Source organism: Gemmatimonadota bacterium (assembly GCA_040388625.1).
Taxonomy (GTDB): Bacteria; Gemmatimonadota; Gemmatimonadetes; order Gemmatimonadales; family Gemmatimonadaceae; genus Fen-1247.
In genome coordinates this window covers 511820-534998 of the sequence record JAZKBK010000001.1, presented here as the reverse complement: position 1 = coordinate 534998, position 23179 = coordinate 511820, and the positions used below count along the sequence as shown (strand labels likewise).

Below are 23179 nucleotides of genomic sequence, written 5' to 3'. Positions count from 1 at the left end.
ACAACGAATTTCGGCGGTTCCCTGTCTACGACAGCAGCGCCCCGGCGCGCCCCCTGCCCTCGCCGGAAATACGCAGCAACACCCCGACACCCAGCCAGCTCGCCAGCATGAACGAGCCGCCGTAGCTGAAGAACGGCAACGGGATTCCGGTAATCGGCATGAGGTTGAGCGTCATCCCGATGTTGACGACGACGTGCACGAGCCAGCACGACATGAGCCCGAACGCGGCGAGGCTGCCGAAGGAATCGTTGGCGCGCGATGCGATCCGCGTCGCGCGAAGCAGGAGAGCCAGGAACAGCGCCAGCGCCAGCGCGACTCCGATGAACCCCAGCTCCTCACCCACCACCGCGAAAATGAAGTCGGTGTGCTGCTCGGGAAGGAAGCCGCTTCGTTTCTGGGTGCCGAGCGTGAACCCGTTACCGAGCAGGCCGCCCGATCCGATCGCGATCTTCGATTGCAGAACGTGATAGCCTGAAGCGCGCGGATCGGCCGACGGATCCAGAAACACCTTGAGCCGGTTCTGCTGATAAGGCGCGAGTTTTTCCCATAGTATGGGCGCGATGACGCCAGTCACGACATTCGCGACGACGAGCACTATCCCTTCGAGCAGATACGGTTTGTACCACAGCACGAGCGCGATCAGCACGAGGAACCACGCGCCCCACAATCCCGTACTGAACGACAGCACGAGGCTCACTACGGGACTCGCCAGCAGTACCAGCAAGGGCCACGGTACACCGGACCAGAACAACATTCCGAAAAAGATTCCGACGAATACGATCGCCGAGCCGAGGTCGGGTTGCAGCATGATCATGGCGAACGGCACGCCGACAACGAGTCCCGGCTTCCATAACTCCAGCAGTGACTTGGGCGCCTCTCTTCGCTCTGCAAGCACCTTCGCAAGCATCAGCACGACGATGATCTTCGCAAGCTCGGCTGGTTGACCCAGCCGATGACCACCGATCGCCAGCCAGCTACGCATGTGACCATTGGCGCCCGTTCCCGTGCCGAGCACGAGCAGTGACGCGAGCGTGAACAGGGTGAGCAGATATGCCGGCCACGTGACCCACTCGATCAGTCTTACCGACGAGTTGCCGATGCCCCATGCGCACAGTACGCCCAGGCACAGCCACATCAGTTGCGATTTCCAGAGCGGAGCGACGTAAGTCGGTATGTCCGTCTGTCCAGCGGAATACACGATCGCAACACCGAAGAGCGAAAGTGCAATCGCCGTCGCAGCCAGCGGATAGTCGGTGAGTGTATTTCTGAACATCAACCCTCAGACTGTACGGCTGTCACAGGTGCGACCTTGAGATAGTGCGCTATGATGGAGGAAGCGACGTGAGCTGCGCGGCCACCGTGTCCGCCATATTCGAGCATAACCGCGACGACGATCGTGGGCTTGTCGGCTGGTGCGAAACCCACGAACCACGCGTGGTTGAGCTCGACGCCGTTGACTCGCTTGCCGGTCTGAGCGGTTCCCGTCTTGCCCGCGAGCATTATTCCCTGAATGCGCGCCGACTGCGCTGTTCCCTGGCCGATGACGCCGGCGAGCGCCGTGCGAAGCCCGTCCATCTGTTGTTGATCGAGTTTGAATATCTGCGTTCTGACCGGAGCGCGCTTCACGATCTCGGGCGTCGGCGCCTTGCCGTCTGTCGCGAGCGCGGCGTAGAACTTCGCCATGTTCACGACAGTCTGCGAATTCTCGCCCTGGCCAATTGAAAGGTTGAGCGTCACGGCATTGCTCCAGCCACGCGCGCCGTACGTCTTGTTGTAGTAGTCCACCGCGTACGGCCACAGCGCTCGCTTCTCATCCGGGAGATCGATACCGCTCTTGTCGCGCAGTCCGAGCGATATGCCGCCCGCGATCATGCGCGACAGCCCGATCTTCAGCCCGAGCTGGTAGAAGTACACGTCGCACGACACCTCGATCGCGCGAGCCAGCGATATGCTGCCGTGGCCTTTCTTGTCCCAGCACTTGAAGTACCTGTTGCCGTACTGAAAACCACCGGTGCACGGTACCGGCATGTGCTCATCCAGCGTCACGAGTCCGTCTTCCAGACCGGTGACGGCAGTGGCGAGCTTGAATGTCGAGCCTGGAGGATAACGGCCCTGAGTCACCTTGTTCACGAGCGGGCGGCGATCGTCAGCCAGCAATCCCTTCCAGTAGTCGGCCGGTATGCCGCCGGTGAACTTGTTGACGTCATAGCTTGGCGCGCTGTACAACGCAAGCACGCCGCCATCGCGCGGATCCAGCGCGATCGCACCGCCTACCAACGAATCGCCGAACACCGCCGCGACGTACCGCTGGAGATCGAGGTCGATGTTGGTATGGAGTGCCGGGCCGGGTTCCGGATTGAGATCGAGTCGCGGCGTTGCCTGACGCACCTGGCGTCCGCGCGCATCGACTTCGTCATAACGGACACCCTCGCGCCCGCGCAGAACCTTTTCGTATTCCTTCTCGATGCCGCCCTTGCCGACGAGCTGGCCCGGCTTGTACCCCTCGTACGCCGGCGAATTGAGATCCGCATCCGTGACTTCGCCGGTGTAGCCGACGAACGACGCAACGGCGGGTCCGTCGGGATAGAACCGCTTGGGTACCGACTGAATGATGAGGCGCGGGAAGTTGATGCGATGCTCCTCGAGCACGGACACCACGCTCATCGATGCGTCCGACATTATCAGCGTCGGACGATTGGGATCACGTCGGTAGCGCCGCAATGCAGCGTCGATCTGGTCCGGAGAGAGCGATATGACGCTCGAAAGATGTTGCAGCGATGACTTGAGCGAGTCGGTGTTCACCGGTGCAATCGACACGGCGTAGCCCGGCAGGTTCTCGGCGATGATGTTGCCGAACCTGTCGTAGATGATGCCTCGCGGCGCAGCCAATGGCAGCGCGCGGAGACGATTCTCCTGCGACTGCAGCTTGTAGCGGTCGTGCTGGAGCACCTGTGCGTTGAAGAACGCGCCCATCAACGAAAGGATGACCACAGCGAGCCCGGCCTTCGCTACGCGTGAGCGGCGGGCAATGTCGTTCGGATGAACGCTCACCCTGGCGCTGGCTCCAGAAATGGACGCGTCACTATCAGGAATAGGACGCCCGCGAGCGCCGTCGCAGCAGCCGACAACGGCGACCAGAGAACAAGTTGCTGCACGAGATCGATTCCGGAAAGCCGATGCTCCGCGATAAAGTAAACGATATCGAAGAGCCACTTGCCTGCAAAGAAGAACATGGCGTTGAGCGGCAGGCTGTCCGCAAAAAACACAGCCTTGAGCCACGACGCAAGATACGCGACGAATATCATGGCCAGCGCGCCGGCTCCGAGCGTGTCCGGCGATAGCGAGTCCGCGACCAGTCCGACCGTGAATCCGATGAGCACCGCACCCGCGGGGCGAACCCGCACTGCCGCGGTAAGAACGGCCAGCAGCAGAAAGTCGATCGGCGCGCGCCAGCCCAGCAACGGACGGAGCGTGAAGTGCAACAGTACCAGCACAGCAAACGTGATGACTGCCCGGAAGACTCCAGTTATAGTCATGCTGTAGCCGTCATGTTAGCCGTCATGTTAGCCGTCATGGATTGTGCGGAACCGGCACTGAGTCGCGTCGTGCAGGTGCGCGACGCGACGTATCCCGGCGCGTCGTGTCGACCCGGACGCTGTCGCGGCGCAGAATTGGACGCCGCACTCTTGCAAGACTATCCGGTGGAACGATGCTCTGCTCCGGGACTCCCGCGCGTCTCAGGCTGTCGCGAGTGATGGAATCCTGCACCGCCTGACGCGCCGTTGCCTCGGCGAGCGCGGCCGTGCGTGCGAGCGAGTCACCCGCGGCCACCACCTTCCGGACGGACGAGTCCGCGATCGTGCCGACAGCCCAGACGTTATCCACGCCAGCGGTGGCGCGGTCGGGGCGAAGTATCATCACTGCATAAACGTCCGCCGGAAAGACAGCTGGGCGGATGAGATACGTGCGAGCCCACGTTTCGGCGGTCTTCGTCTCACCGATCACACGTCCGATCGGAATGCCGCGCGGGTAGACGCCGCCGAGTCCGGAGCTCACGACCATCGTTCCCGGCTTGATGGAGGTGCGGAACGGAACTCCGCGCATTTCCATGAGATAGCGCCCCGCACCTGACTCGAGATGTGCCTGCACGATTCCGAACGCGGAGGCATCCTCGGACATCGCGCTTACGCGAAAGTCCGGATGAGTCCACACCATCGCGTGGCTGATCATCGGATCCACGTTATCGACGACGCCGACGAGACCTTCGGGCGCGACGACGGGGCTCAGCTTAAGCACACCAGCGCGTGAGCCCGCGCTCAGCGTCACGCCAAATTCATCGCGTACCCCGCGGCCGTGCAGTGCCTCGGCCGGGACAAACCCCCATTTGAGGCGGCTGCCGAGTCCCAGAATCTCGCGTAACCGCGCATTCTCGGTTTCCAGGGCTCCCACACCCATTTCGCGGAGCGCGATCGAGTCGCGCCGCGATACCACGGAGTCGTGCATTGTGAAGGCGCGGCGGGTCTCCTCTGCGCTCTGCTGTAATCTGAGCAACGGAGCCAGTACGCTGCGCCGGAGGCCGCTCGCGATTGGTTCGCGCACCTGCGTCGGAAGGACGAGCGCGATGAGCGAGAGAACCGCGCAGACGACCAGTACGGTGCTATCGATCCGATTGTTCGAGCGTCCGAGGCGCGCCACCCTCTACCTCAGGGCGAGAGAACCGACCAGTACTTTTCTTCGTCGTCGAGGATCCGGCCGGTGCCGCGCACGACGCACGTCAGCGGATCTTCGTCAACATGAATTGAAAGGCCGGTTTCCTGAGCAAGTAGAACATCGAGGCCGCGAATCAGAGCGCCGCCGCCAGTCATCACGATTCCGCGATCGACGATGTCGGCCGCGAGTTCCGGTGGCGTGATCTCGAGAGCGCGGCGCACAGCATCCACGATCTGCTGAATTGGCTCCTGCACCGCCTCGCGAATCTCGGACGAGTGGACGCGTACGGTCTTGGGAATTCCCGACACGAGATCGCGTCCCTTCACGTCCATCTCGCGTTCGTCGCCGACCGGATGGGCGGAGCCGATCTGAATCTTCACCTGCTCCGCAGTCGCTTCGCCGATCAGCAGGCTGTGATTCTTGCGCATGAACTGGAGAATCGCCTGATCCAGCTCGTCGCCGCCGGTACGGATCGACGTGTCGCTGACGATGCCCGAAAGCGCAATTACTGCAATTTCAGTAGTTCCGCCACCGATATCGATCACCATGTTGCCCGTCGGCGTGTCGACGGGGAGCCCCACGCCGATCGCCGCCGCCATCGGCTCGGCGACCATCATCACTTCCTTGGCGCCTGCGCCGAGCGCGGAATCACGGACCGCGCGCTTCTCGACCTCAGTGATCCCCGAAGGGACGCAGACGATCACGCGCGGCTTGACACGGAAAACGTGGTTTTCGATGATGAGCGCCAGGAAATAGCGCAGCATCTTCTCGGTGACGTCGAAGTCGGCGATGACGCCGTCCTTCATGGGACGCACTGCCAGCACGTTTTCCGGCGTACGTCCGAGCATGCGCTTGGCCTCCAGGCCAACGCCCTTCACCTTCTTGGTTTCGCGATCGAGCGCGACGACGGAGGGCTCGTTCAGAACGATCCCTTCACCCTTTACATAAACAAGAGTGTTCGCGGTCCCGAGGTCCACGGCGATCCCGGTCGCCGGGAAGAAGGACCCACCTTTGAAGAACGGCCAGCGCATGCGTGCTTTCCTACAAGTTACGAGGGTGGTACCGGACTACTTGATGAACGTGTCCGGATCGGATAACGGCATTCCGAAAGCGTCGGCCACACCAGGATAGGTGACCTTGCCCTCGACGATATTGAGCCCCTTTCGCAACGCGGCATTATCGCGAAGCGCCTGCTTCCAACCCTTATTCGCGAGAAGCAGCGCGTAGGGGAAGGTAGCATTGGTGAGCGCCAGCGTGGAGGTGCGAGGCACGCCACCAGGCATGTTGGCCACTGCATAGTGGATCACGCCGTCCACCACGTAGGTTGGATTTTCGTGCGTTGTCGGATGGCTCGTCTCGAAACAGCCGCCCTGATCGATCGCAACGTCAGCGATCACCGAGCCCTGCTGCATGGTCTTGAGGTCCTCGCGGCGGACCAGCTTGGGCGCCTTGGCTCCGGGAATCAGAACGCCTCCGACGACCAGGTCGGCGGTACGGATCTGCTCCAGGAGATTGTGCCTGTTGGAATAGATGAAAGTCACGTTGGCCGGCATGACGTCGGAGAGGTAGCGCAGGCGCTCCAGCGACACGTCGAGCACCGCTACCTTGGCGCCGAGTCCGGCGGCCATCTTGGCGGCATTGACGCCGACCACGCCACCACCGATGACCACGACCTTGGCCGGTGCCACGCCCGGAACGCCGCCCAGCAGCACACCGCGGCCGCCGTACAGCTTCTCGAGGTACTTGGCGCCTTCCTGAACCGCCATGCGGCCGGCGACTTCCGACATCGGAGTGAGAAGCGGCAGTTCACGGTTCGTGAGCTCCACAGTCTCGTATGCGATGCAGATTGCCCCGCTGTCCATGTGCGCCCTGGTGAGCTTCTCGTCGGCCGCGAAATGGAAGTACGTGAAGATCACCTGGCCCTTCTTCATGCGCGGCCATTCCACCGCGATGGGCTCCTTGACCTTCATGATCATGTCCGCTTCGCGCCAGACGGCATCCGCATCGGCACCGATGGTCGCGCCGACCGACGTGTACATCTCGTCGGAGAATCCGCTTCCCTCGCCGCCGCCCTTCTCTATCATCACCGAGTGACCTGCCGATACGAGAGCTTCAGCGCCAGCAGGCACGAGCGCGACGCGGTTCTCGTTAGTCTTTATTTCCTTCGGGACTCCGATCTTCATGGCCGTATTACAGAATTGTTAGAGGTGCAGGTCCGAGGCTGACTACTGTCTGTCCGGACGGCTGAAAACACGCAGAGCAAACTTCCGATACCGTCTGCTCATCGATCGCATCTACCAGCGACAACATCTCGTCGAGTGAGCGGAACGGCTCTTCATACAGCTCGAGGCCGGCCGCGCGGTACATGCGCGCACTCGGTGTCTCGAGCGAGAGTGTAATCTGACCCTTCAACTGCTGCTTGGCGGCGACGAGCTCATCCGCCGGAACACCATCGATCGCGATACGCGCAAGCTCCGCGATTACCGCGCCAGCGGCCTCGTCAGCCGATTCTGGTGACGTACCAACATACACCCCGTGCATCCCCGCGCGCGAATAGAACGACGAGAAAGTATGCACGGCGTACGCCAGTCCCAATTCCTCGCGCACGTGCTGGAACAGTCGCGAGCTCATTCCGCCACCCAGCAACATGCTGATGAGACAGAACGCATATCTTCGCTCGTCGCCGTGCGCTGGCGCCTCGCTGCCAAAAACGAGCTGCGTCTGTGCGCCGGCCCGCTCGACGTGCGTATACGAGGGGGCTTGAAATACCGGAGGTGGCGCGGCGAAATCGATACTCCCCGCCGGGACATCCAGCCAGCCTGTCTCACCCAGGATGTTCAGCAGCTGGTCGTGGTCGATCGATCCCGCTGCCGCGACCACAATGTTTCCCGGTCTGTAGGCAGCTGCGTGCAGCTCGTCCAGATCACTGATCGTGAACGAGCCGACGGTCTCCCGCGTTCCGAGAATGCGGTAACCGTAGCCGTTGTCACCGAACAGTTTTTCGTTGTGCACCTCGAACACGAGGTCGTCCGGCGTGTCGTCCACCATGGCGATCTCCTCGATCACTACCTTGCGCTCGAGCTTGAGGTCGGCGGCACGAAACACGGGGTTGAAGACGAGGTCACCTATCACGTCCGCCGCGTCGCGTATGTGCTCGTCCAGCACCCGAGCTTGATACGATGTGTGCTCGCGCGCCGTATACGCGTCCAGCGAGCCGCCCAGCGTCTCCAGCGCAAGACTGATGTCCTTCGCACTACGCCGCTTCGTGCCCTTGAATACCATGTGCTCGAGCATGTGCGAGATTCCCATCTTCTCCGCACGCTCGTGCAACGTTGCGGCGCGTACCCACGCCCCAAAGGCAACCGACCGCACTCCCGGAACATTGTCCGAGAGCACGGTCAGGCCGTTCGGGAGAACCGTCCGATGGACGTCCGCCCCGGTACTGCTAATCCCTGCGCCCACGCCCACTGCTGCGCGGCCGCCGCGGGCGCTCACTGCGCTCGCTGCTCTCCTGATTCTCTTCGCCTTCAGCTGGTGCAGACGATTCGCTGCGCGGAGCACGCTCGCTTGACGAACCACCTTCCGGCGCGGCGTCGAGTGCCTTCATCGAAAGACGAAGACGACCACGCTCATCGCGATCGAGAACCTTCACGCGAACACGATCGCCCTTCTTGACGACGTCCTCGGTCTTCTCGGTGCGGCCGTGCTTGAGCTCGGAGATGTGAACGAGACCTTCCGTGCCCGGCATGATCTCGACGAACGCACCGAACGCGGTAGTGCTCTTGACCGTGCCTTCGTACGTGGCGCCGATCTCGGGCTCGGCGGTGATCGCCTGAACCATCTGTCGGGCGCGTTCCATCGCCTCGCCACCAACGGCGGCGATAGTCACCATTCCGCTGTCATCGACGCTGATCTCGGCACCAGTCTCTTCCTGAATGCCCCGGATCGTCTTGCCCTTGGGCCCGATCAGCTCACCGATCTTCTCGGGGTTGATGTTGACCGTGACGATCCGTGGTGCGTACTCCGACAGCTCCGGGCGAACCGCCGGCAGCGCCTTGTTCATCTCGCCGAGGATGTGCAGACGGCCGATCCGTGCCTGCGCCATTGCCTCATGCATGATCTTGAGATCCAGTCCCTGGATCTTGATGTCCATCTGGATCGACGTGATTCCCTTCTCGGTGCCGGCGACCTTGAAGTCCATGTCGCCCAGGTGATCTTCGGTCCCGAGGATGTCGGTGAGAATCGCGTAGCGCTTGCCCTCCTTGATGAGGCCCATCGCGACGCCGGCAACTGGCGAGCGAATCGGAACGCCAGCGTCGAACAACGACAGCGAGCCGCCGCAGACCGTCGCCATCGACGACGATCCGTTTGACTCGAGCACGTCGGAGACGATACGAATGGTGTATGGGAATTCGTCGAACGGCGGCAGCACCGCGTGCAGCGCGCGCTCGGCCAGATTGCCGTGACCGATCTCGCGCCGGCTGGTGCCACGAATCGGGCGAACTTCGCCGGTCGAGAACGGCGGAAAATTGTAGTGCAGCATGAACGACTTGGTGGTCTCACCCGATTCGTCGATCGAATCGAGACGCTGCACGTCGTTCGCTGTACCCAGTGTTACCGAGACAAGCGCCTGCGTCTGCCCGCGCGTGAACAGCGCGGAGCCATGTGCGCGCGGTAGCACGTGCGTGTCGATCGTGATCTTGCGCACTTCGGTGGTGGTACGGCCGTCGACGCGATGCTTGGTGTCGAGCACCTGGGAGCGGAGCGCGTTGTACTCGAGGTCGCCCACGAGATTCGAGATGTCCTTCGAGTTGTCCGGGAAGTCTGCGAGCAACTGCTCGACCGCGGCTTTCTTGACCGCTTCGACCGCTTCGATGCGCGTGTGCTTGTCGGCCTGGTTGATCGCCTCGGCGATCTTTCCCTGCGCAATCTTGTTGACTGCGGCAGTCAACTCGGCTGGCGGCTCGGCTTTGGTCCAAGTCATCTTGGGCTGACGAGTGTCGGCGAGCAGCTCTTCCTGCATTGCGACCAGCTCGTTGATCCCCTTGTGAGCGATGGTCAGGGCGCCGAGGATGTCATCTTCACCGACTTCGATCGCGCCGCCCTCGACCATGACGATCGAGTCCTTCGAGCCTGCGACAACGATGTCCATGTCGCTGTGCTGCAGCTGCAGGAATGTCGGGTTGAGAACCCACTTGTCCTGTACGCGTCCCACCCGAACGGCTGCGATCGGGCCAGCGAACGGAATCTTGGAAGCGTTGAGCGCAAACGATGTCGCGACCAGTGCCAGCACGTCGGCGTCGTTTTCCTGATCGGCCGAGATGACGGAGACGAAGACCTGGGTCTCGTTCTTGAAGCCTTCGGGGAACAGCGGCCGGATGGACCGGTCGATGATACGCGCCGAAAGGATCTCGGTGTCCTGTGGACGCCCCTCGCGCTTGATGAAGCCGCCGGGAATCTTGCCCGCGGCGTAAGCCTTGTCGCGGTATTCGACCGTGAGGGGGAAGAATGGGAGCGTGCTTTCCTTGTCGCTCACCGTGACGGCGACGAGGACCATCGTGTCGCCAAACTGCACAAGCGCGGAGCCCGCTGCCTGTTTTGCCATGCGTCCCGTTTCGATACTCAGGGTACGGCCGGCAAACTGCCTTTCAATTCGTTTCATCATCTCTCAGATTTTCTCTCAGTTTTCATTCCACACCTGCACAGGTGTCGGAACACGAAACGCGCGCATGATGGATGACTACGATGTCATCCTCACGACGCGCGTTTTCCCGTTCAACTTTCGTGTTAGTAACGGAGCCCGAGCTCGGCGATGAGCTGGCGATACCCCTCGACTTCTGTCCGCTTCATGTAATCGAGAAGCCGGCGACGCCGGCCAACCATCTTCAGTAGCCCACGCCGGCTGTGGTGATCCTTCTTGTGGGTCTTGAAGTGCTCGTTCAGGTAGTTGATCCGGTCGGTCAGGACGGCCACCTGGACGCGTGAGGAACCGGTATCGGTCTCGCTCGCGCGGTACTTCTCGATTGTCGGAGTCTTGTCGAAAGCCATGTAACAGGGTGTGCGTGTCGCGCAATCTGCGCGTCGGGTCTTCTAATTTCGCGGTAAGCCTTTAAAACTAAGCTGTTTGGGAGTGGGACGGTAGGCCCGGAGTCCTTACCCGGCGTGCCCCGCGACGACCCCGACGACCAGCCGCTTGATGTCGTTGAAGGTCACCATCACGAACAGCGCCAGAATGAGCGCCAGCCCCACACGAGCCACGTTCTCGCGCGCCCTGTCGCTCAACGGCTGCCCGCGGGCCGCCTCGACCACCTGAACCACGATCTGACCGCCATCCAGAATCGGGACTGGCAGCAGGTTGAATACCGCCAGGTTTACGCTCAGCAGCGCTATCAGGTAGAACAGCACGGAGCCTCCCTGCTTTGCCGCCTGAACCGACGACTGCGCGATGAGGATCGGGCCGCCCAGCTCCGACACAGAGGTCTGACGCGTCGCGATTCTGCGCAGCGACGTGAAGACCAGAGTGCCCATGTCGAGCGTCGCCTGGCTGCCATCCACCACTGCCCGTCCAATCCCGACGGTCTCGTCGCTCTGGCCCGCTGCAACGCCGATGCGTCCTTCCCGGCTCACAGTTCCGGTACTCGGATCCGTGACCGTATCGGAGACAGGCGTTACGCTCAGGGACAGCGGCGTCGTGCCGCGCAGCACCTTCACCGCTACAGGCGTTCCGCTGGAGCGCTTGATGACCGCTACGAAATCATCCCACCCGCCGATCGGCGCACCGTTCACCGCGACGATGCTGTCGCCCTTCTGAAAACCGGCTATGGACGCCGGCTTATCTGCCACGACGAGGCTCAAGCGACTTGTCGCCGCGTGCTCGTAAGTCTTGACGAGTGCGACGTTTATCGCCCAACCCAGAAGCACGTTCATCGTCACGCCGGCGAGCATTATGATCAGCCTCGCCGGGAGCGACTTGGACTCGAACCAGCGATCCTCGGGCACCGGCTTGGAGCCGAACGGGATCATCTCTTCGGGATCCAGGTTGTCGGCGGCGGCGACCAGCTCCCCGCCGCCTTCCAGCACGGCGCTCGTCTCATCCAGCCGCGAGGCCATCCGAACGTAGCCACCGATAGGCAGAATCCCGATCCGGTACTCGGTCTCGCCAAAACGTTTCTTCGCGATGGCGGGGCCGAACCCGATCGAGAACCGCGGGGCATAGACGCCGAACGCCTTCGCGGCGAGAAAATGGCCGAACTCGTGGACAAAAACCACGATTCCCAGGACAAATACAGGTGCGAGCCAGACTAGCATGACTGGGGATGAAATGGATTCGGTCAGCCGGGCGGGCCTTCCGCATTTACGGGATTCTTCTGGCTGTAATTTAGCGCCACCGCGGGGTCAGCCGGGGCGCCAGGACGACATCTATCAAGCGTGCGGCATGCAGCCCTGGCGCTCGGTCATTCGGCCGTGACGGCTCTCGTCTCGTAATCGCGCCGGCACGGGAGGGAGAAGGCGAACACGGATCCTTTTTCCGGGAAACGGGCCCAGACGCGTCCGCCAAGCGATTTCACCGTCTCTCGCACAATGCTGAGCCCGAGACCGGTGCCTTCAATCTCGCGCTCACCGTGACTGGCCCGATAGAATCGCTCGAAAAGCCGCTCCCGCTCCGATTCAGGCACTCCCAACCCGTTGTCCGCAACCTCGACCACGACTTCCACGTCGCCGTCTCGCAGTGTTTCCAGAGCGCCGCGCACCTCGATCCAGGGGTCATGCTCCGCCGGATCGCTGTACTTGATGGCATTCGAGACGAGGTTCGTGAGGCACAACTCGATCGCGGCCGCGGCGACTTCAACGTCCGGCAGATTGTCACCGAATCGCAGTGTTACACCCTGCGCCGCCGCCATCTCGCGCAGCTCGCGGCCGACTTCCGCTGCCGCACCGGGCAGCCGCACATGCCTGTGCTGTCGTGCGTCAGCGCCGACCATGGTGAGCTCGAGCAGATTGTCGAGGATTCCCTGCATTCCGCGGACGTTACGGACGATTACCGCTGCGAGCTCGCCACGCTTCTCGTCCTCCAGATTCGGGATCTGGAGAATCTGCCCGGCACCAAGACATGCACCGATGCGATTTCGAAATTCGTGTGTGAGCGCGCGATTGAACGCTCGGAGACGCTCTTCGCGCTCTGCAACTCGATCCGTCACCAACTGCAGGAATTGCGTCGAAGTAGCTTGCTGGATCAGAGACACGGCGTGGAAGACGCGCTGCGCGCACGCCATGAGCTCTTCGCGCGTGCACTCGACGTCTGTGTCGCCCGCGACGTTGCCAACGAACGTGAGCAGAATCCCGCCAAGGATCTCGAATTCCTTGAGAATCTGATACTGATCGAACCCCTGAGTGTGGCGGAGAACGCCGAGCTCGCGCGCCTTGTCGACGACGGTCATATCCGCGGACACGATTGACGCTGGGTTGGCGACGTAGGCGGCGATCCCGTCAATCAGAACGGGTACGTGATTCAGCAAATCCGCGGTGGGGAATATCCGGTTCGGATCGACCGACACACGCGCGGCGATGCGATCCAGCCAGCGGGCCGTCAATTCGTCGCGCGAATCAACAAGACGCGTCGCGAGGATCTCCGCGAGCGGGCAGTCTTCAGTCAGGGCCAAGTGTCAACGCTCAAAGTGTTCGCAGACCGCGGAAGCTGACCGCACCAGCGGTCGTCCGACAACAAACATACATCCCGATCACGGCTCCGGGGCCGTCAACCCTCGCGAAACAGCTCAGTTACGTGCAGCCTTGCCGCCGCGTCGGCGGCAACGACGTCGTCGATCGACTCGGCAGGGAGGCCCGACAGGGCGGAAAGCGCGGATTCAATCGCTCGCGGAACGTCCGGAAAGCCGATGGCACCAGCCAGAAAGAGGCAAACGGCCTGCTCGTTGGCGCCGTTGAATACCGCGGGCGCCACGCCCCCACTGCGTCCGGCCTGGATGCCCAGTGCGAGCGAGGGAAACCGTCCGACATCGACGGGCTCGAATGTGAGCGGCGATGCAGCCGCCGGATCGAACCGGCGTGCCGGCGCGTCGGCAACACGGCCTGGATGCGTCAGCGCGTACAGAATCGGCAGTTCCATCGTCGGGAATCCGAGCTGCGCGAGCACACTCCCATCCACAAATTCGACGAACGAATGGATGATGCTCTGTGGATGAACGACAACGTCTATACGGTCGTACGGGACGTCGAACAGATAATGGGCTTCGATCACTTCCAGCGCCTTGTTCGCGAGTGTCGAGCTGTCCACCGTGATCTTCCGCCCCATGGTCCAGGTCGGATGATTCAGCGCATCCTGCACAGTCGCCTTCGCGATGCGCTCGGCGTCCCATTCACGGAACGGCCCCCCGGACGCCGTGAGAATGATGCGACTGATCTCACTCTCCGGCCGCGCACCGATGCACTGCATGATCGCGCTGTGCTCGCTGTCCACCGGAACGATCTCGCCGCCCCCCTCCCGGCACGCGCGAAGCACGAACTCGCCGCCGATCACGAGCGATTCCTTGTTGGCAAGCGCTACACGCTTGCCCGCGCGCAGGGCAGCTAGCGTCGCCTGCAATCCCGCGGCGCCGACGACTGCATTCACCACCACGTCCACATCCGGACGCGTCCCTGCTTCGACCAGGCATTCGGCACCGGTAGCCCACGCGCGATCCGCCTCGCCGCCCGGCGTGACGATCCCGACATACCGCGGATCGGTCGACGCCGTCTGTTCGCGAAGCAGCATGGCGTTGCCGAACGCAGTCAGCGCAACTACGCGAAACTGATCCGCATGCCGCGCGATTACCCGGAGCGTGGCGGTACCTATCGAGCCAGTCGAGCCGAGTATCGCGATCCCGCGCGGTCTCACACCGGCGCCGGAATGAGCATTGCGCGCAACAGAAGCACCGCAACGGGAAGAACGAACAGCAGGCTGTCGAAACGATCGAGCACTCCGCCGTGTCCCGGAATCAGCGCCGAGCTGTCCTTGATGCCCGCCTCGCGCTTTATCAGCGACTCTGCAAGGTCGCCGACCTGCGCGACAGCACTTATACATACCGCAAACACGACGATCGCGAGCGGCCGCAGTGAAAGTTGTGCCATGGGATGCAGCACATAGCTCACGTACAACAACGCAATCAGGACAGCGAGAACCAATCCGCCGAACGCTCCCTCGATCGTCTTGCCGGGACTGACCGACGGCATCAGCTTGTGCGAGCCGAGCAATCGGCCGAACGCGTAAGCACCGATGTCCGTCGCCCATGTCAGCAGAATCGGAAACATGGCGAGCGCGGTTCCGCCGCGCGCGTCGATTACGTAATCATCGTATCGCAGATCGAACACGTACGCGACGAGTCCGAGATACGCGACGCAGAACACCGTCGTGGCAGCGGCGAGCAGCGGTCGTCCGCCGATTCCGCGCCTGAAGATCGTCGCGGCGAACACAGCAAGCCCCGCAACCACGGCGTGCGTCCATGTCGGCGCGAGAAGGCGGAGCTGAATTCCGTAAACCAGCAACGGGATCGCTGCCGCGCCGACGATCGCGGCGGCGTCGAATGGCTGCGCACCCGACGCACGCGCGATGCGACAGAATTCCCAGGCGCCGAGCGCTGCTATTACCGACAGCAGCGTGGCGAGGAATGGTCCGCCGAGATAGACGAGGGCTATCCCGGCAGGCGCGGCGATTACCGCGAAGAGAATGCGTCTGGAAAGTTCTGACACGACCTGCGTCAGACTTCCATGATTTCCGCTTCTTTCGCCTTGAGCAGCGACTCCAGCTGTGCCATGTGGTCGTCGTGCGCCTTCTGGAGATCTTTCTCCGCCGCCTTCACTTCGTCCTCGGATACCTTGTCGAGCTTCTTGAGCTTTTCGCGGCCATCGGTGCGCGCGTGACGGATGCCGATGCGGCCGTCTTCGGCGAGCTTGTGCACCACCTTGACGAGCTCCTTGCGACGCTGCTCGTTCATCGATGGAAGCGGAACCCGGATGAGCCCGCCCTGCGTGCTCGGATCGAGGCCCAGATCCGATTCCCGGATCGCCTTCTCAATGGCCTTGAGCTGACCTTTGTCGTATGGAGTGACGAGAAGCGAGCGCGGATCGGGTGATGCGACACTCGCGACCTGATTGAGCTGCATCTGCTGTCCGTACACGTCGACGCGGATGCTGTCGAGCATGTTGGGCGACGCCTTGCCGGACCGGATCGAGCTGAACTCGCGCTTCGAGTTCTCGATCGCCTTGTCCATCGCGGCGCGTGAATCCTTTGCAATCTGCGGAATCGTCGTCATGATACGCGCGTCCCCACTGGTTCTCCGCAAACGGCCTTCATGACCGCCCCGGGATGGTTGATGTTCAGAACGATGAGCGGCAGGCTGTTTTCCTTGCACAATGTAACGGCCGTCTGGTCCATGACTCCCAGCTCGCGCTGCATCACGTCGTTGTACGAAATCGTATCGTACAGGACCGCATTCGGATCGCGCTTGGGATCGGCCGAATAGACGCCGTCCACACTCGTCGCTTTGATGATGACGTCGGCACGCATCTGAATCGCCCTGAGCGCGGCCGCCGTATCGGTCGAAAAATAAGGATTGCCCGTGCCAGCGGCGAAAATCACCGCGCGCCCCTTCTCGAAGTGGCGCAGCGCACGACGGCGAATGTACGGCTCGGCGATCTCTTCCATGCGGATCGCCGTCATCACCCGCGTGTCCACCCCGATGCGCTCCAGCACGTCCTGCATCGCGAGTGAATTGACCACTGTGCCCAGCATTCCCATGTAGTCGGCGGCGACCCGGTCCATGCCCATGCGCGAGATCTGCGCACCGCGAACGATGTTTCCGCCGCCGATGACGAGACCGACGCCGACCCCAGCGTCGACCACATTCTTGATCTCGTTGGCATAGCCGGAGATCACATCAAAATCAAAACCAAAGCCCTTGTCGCCGGCGAGCGCTTCACCGGAGAGCTTGAGTAGAATGCGGCGTAGCTTGGGATCGGACAATCGTCTTTACTCCTCGCCCAGTTGGAATCGTGTGAAACGACGAACCTGAATGTTTTCGCCGAGCTTGGCCGACGCTTCCTTGATCAGATCGCCGATCGTCTTCTTTGGCTCGCGTACGTACGGTTGCGACACAAGCGCAACTTCCTTGTAGTACGACTCGACCTTGCCCTCCACCATCTTCTGAATGATCGCGTCCGGCTTGCCGCTCGCCTTGGCCTGCTCCTCGAAGATAGCGCGTTCACGGTCGACCAGCTCCTGCGACACGCCGCTCTTGTCGACTGCCACCGGCGCAGCACTGGCGATGTGCAGGGCAATCTCGCGCCCGAGCTCCTTGAAGTCATCCGTGCGGGCGACGAAGTCGGTCTCGCAATTGATCTCCACCATAACGCCCACCTTGCCATTGTGGTGAATGTAGCTGGAGATGAGCCCCTCGCTCGTCTGCTTGCCGGTACGCTTCTCGGCCTTGGCGATTCCCTTCTTGCGAAGATGGTCGACCGCCTTCTCCATATCTCCGCCCGTCTCTTCGAGCGCCCTCTTGCACTCCATCATGCCCGCGCCGGTGCGCTGCCGCAGGGTCTGCACGTCTTTAGCTGTATACATCGTTTGCCTTCGGTTGGTTATTGTCTGTGTCAGTCAAACGAACGCCGCCGCGGTGATCCGCGGCGGCGTTCAAGATTGGTCGGTCGCAGTCACTCCGCGGCCGGCTCCGCGCCACTGTCGCCCGCATCGCCGGCGTCGCCGCTATCGCCACCGCCGTCCGACGGAGCGGCCTCGCCTTCTGCTCCCGGCACACCCTTGAGGCGTGCAGCGATCGCTTCCTGATTGGCGCGACGACGGCGCGGCCGGCGACGGCGACGACGCTCATCGCCTGCCTCGGGCTCGGCGCCGCGATCTGAGCTGTACGTGTACGACTCGGACTCCTCGACTTCGGTACGGACCGGCGCTTCACGACGAGCGTCGATGATAGCGTCGGCAATTGCCGACGTCATGAGCTCGACCGCGCGAATCGCGTCGTCGTTGCTCGCGACCGGAACCGTGATGAGATCCGGATCCGCATTCGTATCGACAAGCGCGACGATCGGGATGCCGAGCTTGTTGGCTTCGGCTACCGCGATGCGCTCCTTCTTGGAATCGATGACGTACATGAGCCCCGGAAGACGCGTCATCGACTTGATGCCGGACAGATTCTTCGCGAGCTTGTCGCGCTGGCGCGTCATCATGAGCTGCTCTTTCTTCGTGTAGTTCGCGAAGTCGCCGCCACCCTCGATTCCAGCGTCGAGGTCCTTGAGCTTGCGGAGCTGCTTCTTGGCGGTCTGGAAGTTGGTGAGCAGACCACCGAGCCAGCGCTCGGTCACGAACATGGCACCGCAACGCTCTGCTTCCGACTTTACGATCGGAACGAGCTGGCGCTTGGTGCAGACAAAGAGGACCTGATCGCCGCGCGCGACGACTTCACGCACGAGCTTCTGCGCGAGCTCGAGCTGGCGCAAGGTCTTCTGGAGATCGATGATATGGATGCCGTTGCGCTCGGCGAAGATGAATCTGCGCATCTTCGGGTTCCAACGGCGCGTCTGGTGGCCGAAGTGAACGCCGGCTTCGAGCAGCTGCTCGAGGTTTGGCTGGGACATTCTGCTGATTCCTTAGGTTGGTTGATGTCGTCTCCCCCCGTCAGCGCCGCGACGACCGGCCGAGGCCGGCACCCGTCGAAGCTCGGGGAGGATGAGGGATGCGACGAGGCGTGTAAGGGTCGGCCCCTGTGCCGACCCGCCCACGTCATGCCGATGCTACGAAAAACGAAAACCGAAAAACAACGAACTCAATACCTGCATCGCCGGGGTCGGCACGGGGCCGACCCCTACGAGTTTTATCGCTTGGAGAACTGGAACCGCTTGCGTGCCTTCGGACGGCCTGGCTTCTTGCGCTCGACGACGCGTGCGTCGCGAGTCAGGAAGCCGAGACTGCGCAGCTTTGGCTTGAGCGTCTCGTCTTCCTTCACCAGAGCGCGAGCGATCGCGAGGCGCAGCGCCCCTGCCTGACCCGACAGTCCGCCGCCGTCGATGTTGGCGGTCACGTCATAGCGGCCGAGCATGTCGGTCGCCGTGAACGGCTGCTGGATGGTCGAGACGTGCGCGGGACGCGGGAAGTAATCGCCGAGCGTGCGGCCGTTCACGAGCCACTTGCCCGAGCCAGCCTTGATGTAGACGCGGCAGACCGCTTCCTTGCGGCGACCGATCGTGTGCGTTGTTCCGTCGACAGGCATGCTTACTTGGTGGTGATGGTGAGCGGCTTGGGCTGCTGAGCCTTGTGCGGGTGATTGGCACCCGGGTAAACGCGCAGCTTTGTGCGCATGTGCGTGCGTGCGAGCGCCGTCTTGGGAAGCATGCCATTGACCGCGTGCTCGATGACGCGCTCCGGATGCTTGCCAAGCATGTCCTCGAACGTCGTGAAACGCTCGTGGCCCATGTAGCCGGTGTGGCGGAAGTAACGCTTCTGCTCCGCCTTGCGACCCGTGACCTTCACCTTCGAGGCGTTGATCACGATTACGTGGTCGCCCCCATCCATGTGTGGGGTAAACGTAGGCTTGTGCTTGCCGCGGATGACGCGCGCCACTTCCGTGGCCAGCCGTCCGAGCACCATGCCTTCCGCATCCACGATGTACCAATCGTGGACTATATCAGTCGGGGTGGAGGAGAAAGTCTTCATTTGGGGAGGTAATCGATTACGAAATGCGACAGCCTTCTAAGTTACCAACCCCACAAGCGTTAGTCAATCGGCCCGCACCGCCGCGCCGGGATCCGGCACTCGTCGGCGCATCCTCCGCAAGAATTTGCTGGCGCACCGCGCCGAGCGGTTGTAACGTGCTGTCGCCCCGGGAACACGTGTCCCCGACCAATCGGTCTGGGTGCCCGGATGACGTTCTAATCGGTGCAACGGATGAGAACCTCCCCATCGTTGGCTCGGCTAGCAGTCTGCCTGCTAGCCGCCGTGACATTGCATCCATCGTCGGCGCGGGCCCAGGGCTTCGGCCTCAACGAAGTCGGAACCTGCGCCGTCTCCCGCGCGTTCGCCGCGACCGGCACCCCATGCCCCGACGCCTCGACGATCTTCTGGAACCCGGCGGCCGCCGCCGAACTCCCCGGCAAATCGCTCAGCGTCGGCGCAAGTGCAATCATAGTGAAAGGCTCCTTTCGCCAGGACAGCACCGGCCGGAGCTACCCCAGCGATATCAGTCCCGCTCTTCCGCCGGCCCTGTTCGCGGCAATGCGATTCGGGAAGGGCTCCGTCGGGCTCGGGGTGTACGTGCCCTACGGACTGACCTCCCAGTGGAACGACAATTTTCCAGGCCGGTTCTCCGCCCTTCGCGCAGCACTCCAGACGGTATACATCCAACCCAACTTTGCCTACCAGGTAACCCAGAACTGGACGGTCGGCGGCGGCCCGGTATTCGGACATTCCTCCGTCGATCTCACTCAGGCGATCGATCTCTCTCAGCAACCGGCCGCAGCAGGCATCACCTTCAACCAACTCGGCATCGCCTACGAGACCGAGTTCGCGCGCGCACAGGTTCATGGAACCGCCACCGCTCTTGGCTACAACCTTGGCGTGCACGGCAAGTACGGCCCATGGTCGGTCGGCGCGCGCTATCTCTCGGAGCTCACGTTCAACTACGACCACGCGTCGGCGAAGTTCTCGCAGACGGCAACGGGACTCGTCCTGCCGCAGGGGAACCCCGTGAGTCCCACTGGCACGCCGGTTCCGCTCGACGCGCTACTCGGCGCGCAATTCTCGCCTGGCGGCCCGCTCGTCGCCCAGAGCGCTTCATCGACCATCAAGCATCCATGGCAGTTGCAGGGTGGCGTCGGCTACACCGGATTCGCGCGGACGACGCTCTCCGTCGATGTGGCCCGGCTCGGCTGGTCGGCTTTCAATACTCTGCCGCTTACGTTCGAGGGACCGGCCAGCGGTAGCAGTCGAACACTATACGAAGGGTACAAGGATTCCTGGAGTTACCGCTTCGGCGCCGAGCACGTGATCGGGACCTGGACCGGGCGCCTCGGCTACAGCTATTCAGACACGCCCGCACCGGATGTGACCGTTACGCCGCTCCTGCCCGATATGAATCGGCGCAACTTCTCCGCGGGCGTCGCGATACCAGTTACGAGCGTGTACAAGCTCGACATCGGATACCTGCACGTGAACACACCCGGACGACGCGGCAGGATAGTGGAAAATCCGGCGGCGCCTCCCGGCACCACGGTACCGCTCACTTTCGCCCCGAATACCGGCGCGTACGCACTGAAGGCGGACGTGATATCTGCCGCTCTCAACATCACCTTCTAACCGCGCAGAATCCAATGATTCGCTCAAGGAATACAATCGGCGCGGTTGCGAGCGCCGTCATACTCGCGCTCACGTCAGCATGCGGGGACAACGGGCCAACGGCAGTAGTCCCGCCCAACGTTGCTGCGAACTCGCTGTTCACCAGTTACGTCGCGCTCGGCAACAGCCTCACGGCAGGTTACCAATCCGGCGGCATCGACGACAGCACGCAGAGGCTGAGCTACCCGTCGCTGCTCGCGCAGGCCATGAAGACGCGATACGTCTACGCGTCGCTTGCGGGCGCTGGATGTCCGCCGCCAATCGTCAACTTTCAGACGCAAGCGAGACTGGCCAACGGCACGGCAACTACATGCTCTCTGCGCACCCCCAACACCGCGGTCGCGCTCAACAACGTTGCAGTTCCCGGTGCGACGTCGCTCGACCCGTTCAGCGCCAGCACGGCGGCGTCCAACACGCTGACCACGCTGTTCCTCGGCGGAAAGACGCAGGTGGCGAAGGCCGCTGACGCCAGTCCAACCTTCGTCTCCGCATGGATCGGGAACAACGATGTGCTCGGCGCGGCGCTCTCCGGCATCCTCGTGCCGACGGCAGGAGTATCGGCGGGGGTCACCTCACAGGCCGCGTTCAAGACCAACTACACGGCGATGGTGAACGGCCTCATCGCGATTCCCACGCTGAAAGGCGCGATTCTGCTCGGCGTGGTCAACGTGACGGCAGTTCCCGCACTCTTTCCCGTCGCCGCGCTGCAGAATCCTGCGTTCAAGGCCGGTTTCGATCAGTTCGCCGGTGCACCGACGACGATTCTTCCCAACTGTCTCAGCGCACCCGGAAATCAGGCGCTCATCTCGATCGAGATCCTGGCGCAAATACGTTCCGGAGCCCATCCACCGGTAATTGGTTGCGCGAAGAATTCCATTCCGGGAACGCTGGTTGGCGACATCTTCATCCTCGATAGCACCGAGCAGGCGAGCCTCACGGCGACTGTCGCCGGTTACAACGCAACGATCCAGGCAGCTGCCGCGGCGAACGGATGGGCCTACTACGACCCCAATCCGTTGCTCGCAACGCTCAAAACGCCCGGCACCGGTTGCATCAACATCGTTCCCGATCTGGCGAATGCCACCGCGCCGTTCGGTGCGTGTATCTCGCTGGATGGAATCCATCCGACCGTCGTTGCGAACCGTCAGATTACGGCGGCGCTCGTGGCGGCGATCAATACCAAGTACGGCACCTCGATAGCAGCTGGTGGTCCGTGACCCAATCGCGTGCAGGGGCGCCGCGCATGCCTGTTGTGGTCGCCGCCATCCTGCTCGGGACCGGGACATTCCTGCTTCCGCGCGCAAATGCAGCGGCACAGGCGAATGCAACACACGTCGCCAGTGTTCCTGCAGCGTACGGGGCGATCGACGGGAGCGTGCGCGACACGAGCGGAGCATGGCTGCTCGGAGTGGAGGTCGTCGCGATAGACAACTCGCTGATTCGGACGCGCAGCGGAGCCGGCGGTGCCTTCCGCATCGACAGCCTCCCCGCTGGCCCGCATTTGATCCGCTTTCGCCGGATCGGCATCATGCCGACCACCGTATCCGTAGTAGTCGAGCCAAATGCAACCATCTCGGTCGACGCTGTCGTCGAACCGTTTCCGATGACGCTGTCGCGAGTAACAGTCCAGGCCGTGAGCGGCGAGCTGGTGCATCTACCGCCGGGTGTTGCCGACCGAATGCGCACGGGCATCGGAACATATTTGACCGCGGCACAGATCGAGAGTTTTCATCCCCGCACCACTTCGGACATTTTCCGCCACGTTACCGGCGTTGCCGTAGTGGATTATGCTCATACGCTAGTGGTCCGCAGTGCCCGTGGTGTGCAGACCATCAATGGGAACGCCTGCATAACTGGGATGACTGTCGTGGTGGACGGCGCTGTAATGAGCAGTATGCCGAGTAGCGCTAGCTCCGGCAGCGATCCGTCAAATATCGCTGGCGCAGCGGGAGGGTTCGATGCGGTTTCACCAAGGGACATCGCCGCGATCGAGATATACAAGGACGGCGCAGAAACCCCTGCAAGTCTGAGCGATTCGGAATGCGGTGTGATCTACATCTGGACGAGATAGCA

General features: G+C 62.4%; 21 protein-coding genes and 1 pseudogene. 3 read left to right on the top strand and 19 right to left on the bottom strand.

Translation table 11 applies throughout. From position 1 onward, the window contains the following. Positions 1-25 precede the first annotated feature (25 nt). The 19 genes and pseudogenes from rodA to rplM all read right to left on the bottom strand — a co-directional run bounded on the left by rodA (position 26) and on the right by rplM (position 19429). Positions 26-1273, bottom strand: a complete 1248-nt coding sequence (gene rodA / locus V4529_02455) for a rod shape-determining protein RodA (protein MES2357183.1) — start codon at positions 1271-1273, stop codon at positions 26-28. After that, complete coding sequence (gene mrdA, locus V4529_02450) at positions 1273-3051, bottom strand: penicillin-binding protein 2 (GenBank protein MES2357182.1); 1779 nt, start codon at positions 3049-3051, stop codon at positions 1273-1275. Before mrdA ends, rodA begins: the two co-directional genes overlap by 1 nt. After that, positions 3048-3536, bottom strand: coding sequence for a rod shape-determining protein MreD (gene mreD / locus V4529_02445; protein MES2357181.1), 489 nt, complete (start codon positions 3534-3536; stop codon positions 3048-3050). The genes mrdA and mreD overlap by 4 nt, the downstream gene beginning before the upstream one ends. Positions 3537-3570: 34 nt before the next feature. Next, a complete protein-coding gene (gene mreC / locus V4529_02440; protein MES2357180.1) occupies positions 3571-4695 on the bottom strand; it encodes a rod shape-determining protein MreC in 1125 nt (374 codons plus the stop codon). 8 nt (positions 4696-4703) lie between these two features. Further along, complete coding sequence (locus V4529_02435; protein MES2357179.1) at positions 4704-5741, bottom strand: rod shape-determining protein; 1038 nt, start codon at positions 5739-5741, stop codon at positions 4704-4706. Between the two features lie 36 nt (positions 5742-5777). Then, positions 5778-6893: an alanine dehydrogenase gene (gene ald / locus V4529_02430; GenBank protein ID MES2357178.1), complete on the bottom strand. Its 1116-nt coding sequence runs from the start codon at positions 6891-6893 to the stop codon at positions 5778-5780. Positions 6894-6900: 7 nt separating this feature from the next. Continuing rightward, the gene (locus V4529_02425; GenBank protein MES2357177.1) at positions 6901-8106 is read right to left on the bottom strand and encodes a pitrilysin family protein; all 1206 of its coding nucleotides are present in this window, start codon (positions 8104-8106) and stop codon (positions 6901-6903) included. A gap of 49 nt (positions 8107-8155) precedes the next feature. Next, a complete protein-coding gene (locus tag V4529_02420) occupies positions 8156-10372 on the bottom strand; it encodes a polyribonucleotide nucleotidyltransferase (protein MES2357176.1) in 2217 nt (738 codons plus the stop codon). 125 nt (positions 10373-10497) lie between these two features. After that, complete coding sequence (gene rpsO, locus V4529_02415; GenBank protein MES2357175.1) at positions 10498-10758, bottom strand: 30S ribosomal protein S15; 261 nt, start codon at positions 10756-10758, stop codon at positions 10498-10500. 105 nt (positions 10759-10863) lie between these two features. Continuing rightward, positions 10864-12018, bottom strand: coding sequence for an RIP metalloprotease RseP (rseP, locus tag V4529_02410; GenBank protein MES2357174.1), 1155 nt, complete (start codon positions 12016-12018; stop codon positions 10864-10866). 146 nt (positions 12019-12164) lie between these two features. After that, the gene (locus tag V4529_02405; protein ID MES2357173.1) at positions 12165-13370 is read right to left on the bottom strand and encodes a sensor histidine kinase; all 1206 of its coding nucleotides are present in this window, start codon (positions 13368-13370) and stop codon (positions 12165-12167) included. A 95-nt stretch (positions 13371-13465) separates the two neighbouring features. Beyond that, positions 13466-14602, bottom strand: coding sequence for a 1-deoxy-D-xylulose-5-phosphate reductoisomerase (gene dxr, locus V4529_02400; protein ID MES2357172.1), 1137 nt, complete (start codon positions 14600-14602; stop codon positions 13466-13468). Further along, positions 14599-15453 carry a phosphatidate cytidylyltransferase gene (locus tag V4529_02395; GenBank protein ID MES2357171.1) on the bottom strand — a complete coding sequence of 285 codons (855 nt, stop codon included), beginning with the start codon at positions 15451-15453 and terminating at the stop codon, positions 14599-14601. The genes dxr and V4529_02395 overlap by 4 nt, the downstream gene beginning before the upstream one ends. 8 nt (positions 15454-15461) lie before the next feature. Beyond that, a complete protein-coding gene (gene frr, locus V4529_02390; GenBank protein ID MES2357170.1) occupies positions 15462-16016 on the bottom strand; it encodes a ribosome recycling factor in 555 nt (184 codons plus the stop codon). Then, a complete protein-coding gene (gene pyrH, locus V4529_02385; protein MES2357169.1) occupies positions 16013-16726 on the bottom strand; it encodes a UMP kinase in 714 nt (237 codons plus the stop codon). The genes frr and pyrH overlap by 4 nt, the downstream gene beginning before the upstream one ends. Positions 16727-16732: 6 nt before the next feature. After that, complete coding sequence (gene tsf, locus V4529_02380; protein MES2357168.1) at positions 16733-17326, bottom strand: translation elongation factor Ts; 594 nt, start codon at positions 17324-17326, stop codon at positions 16733-16735. A gap of 290 nt (positions 17327-17616) precedes the next feature. After that, positions 17617-18354: pseudogene (gene rpsB / locus V4529_02375) on the bottom strand (30S ribosomal protein S2). A gap of 236 nt (positions 18355-18590) precedes the next feature. Continuing rightward, complete coding sequence (rpsI, locus tag V4529_02370; protein MES2357167.1) at positions 18591-18986, bottom strand: 30S ribosomal protein S9; 396 nt, start codon at positions 18984-18986, stop codon at positions 18591-18593. Between the two features lie 2 nt (positions 18987-18988). Continuing rightward, complete coding sequence (gene rplM / locus V4529_02365) at positions 18989-19429, bottom strand: 50S ribosomal protein L13 (protein MES2357166.1); 441 nt, start codon at positions 19427-19429, stop codon at positions 18989-18991. A gap of 282 nt (positions 19430-19711) precedes the next feature. Between rplM and V4529_02360 the strand changes: the two genes are divergently transcribed. Genes V4529_02360 through V4529_02350 form a run of 3 tightly spaced genes read left to right on the top strand, consistent with a single transcriptional unit; the run spans position 19712 to position 23177 of the window. Beyond that, entirely contained in the window at positions 19712-21067 is a 1356-nt protein-coding gene (locus tag V4529_02360) for an outer membrane protein transport protein (protein MES2357165.1), read from the top strand. Positions 21068-21081: 14 nt separating this feature from the next. Beyond that, on the top strand, positions 21082-22323 hold the full coding sequence (locus V4529_02355) for an SGNH/GDSL hydrolase family protein (GenBank protein MES2357164.1): 1242 nt from the start codon (positions 21082-21084) through the stop codon (positions 22321-22323). 26 nt (positions 22324-22349) lie between these two features. Continuing rightward, complete coding sequence (locus tag V4529_02350; protein MES2357163.1) at positions 22350-23177, top strand: carboxypeptidase-like regulatory domain-containing protein; 828 nt, start codon at positions 22350-22352, stop codon at positions 23175-23177. Positions 23178-23179 lie beyond the last annotated feature (2 nt).

What these genes read in the sequence shown, in the direction of transcription:
- ald (MES2357178.1), bottom strand. Translation starts at nt 6,893, where the DNA reads ATGAAGATCGGAGTCCCGAAGGAAATAAAGACTAACGAGAACCGCGTC.
- V4529_02350 (MES2357163.1), top strand. Translation starts at nt 22,350, where the DNA reads ATGCCTGTTGTGGTCGCCGCCATCCTGCTCGGGACCGGGACATTCCTG.
- rpsI (MES2357167.1), bottom strand. Translation starts at nt 18,986, where the DNA reads ATGCCTGTCGACGGAACAACGCACACGATCGGTCGCCGCAAGGAAGCG.
- tsf (MES2357168.1), bottom strand. Translation starts at nt 17,326, where the DNA reads ATGTATACAGCTAAAGACGTGCAGACCCTGCGGCAGCGCACCGGCGCG.
- rseP (MES2357174.1), bottom strand. Translation starts at nt 12,018, where the DNA reads ATGCTAGTCTGGCTCGCACCTGTATTTGTCCTGGGAATCGTGGTTTTT.
- rpsO (MES2357175.1), bottom strand. Translation starts at nt 10,758, where the DNA reads ATGGCTTTCGACAAGACTCCGACAATCGAGAAGTACCGCGCGAGCGAG.
- V4529_02355 (MES2357164.1), top strand. Translation starts at nt 21,082, where the DNA reads ATGATTCGCTCAAGGAATACAATCGGCGCGGTTGCGAGCGCCGTCATA.
- V4529_02435 (MES2357179.1), bottom strand. Translation starts at nt 5,741, where the DNA reads ATGCGCTGGCCGTTCTTCAAAGGTGGGTCCTTCTTCCCGGCGACCGGG.
- V4529_02420 (MES2357176.1), bottom strand. Translation starts at nt 10,372, where the DNA reads ATGAAACGAATTGAAAGGCAGTTTGCCGGCCGTACCCTGAGTATCGAA.
- mreD (MES2357181.1), bottom strand. Translation starts at nt 3,536, where the DNA reads ATGACTATAACTGGAGTCTTCCGGGCAGTCATCACGTTTGCTGTGCTG.
- frr (MES2357170.1), bottom strand. Translation starts at nt 16,016, where the DNA reads ATGACGACGATTCCGCAGATTGCAAAGGATTCACGCGCCGCGATGGAC.
- rodA (MES2357183.1), bottom strand. Translation starts at nt 1,273, where the DNA reads ATGTTCAGAAATACACTCACCGACTATCCGCTGGCTGCGACGGCGATT.
- rplM (MES2357166.1), bottom strand. Translation starts at nt 19,429, where the DNA reads ATGAAGACTTTCTCCTCCACCCCGACTGATATAGTCCACGATTGGTAC.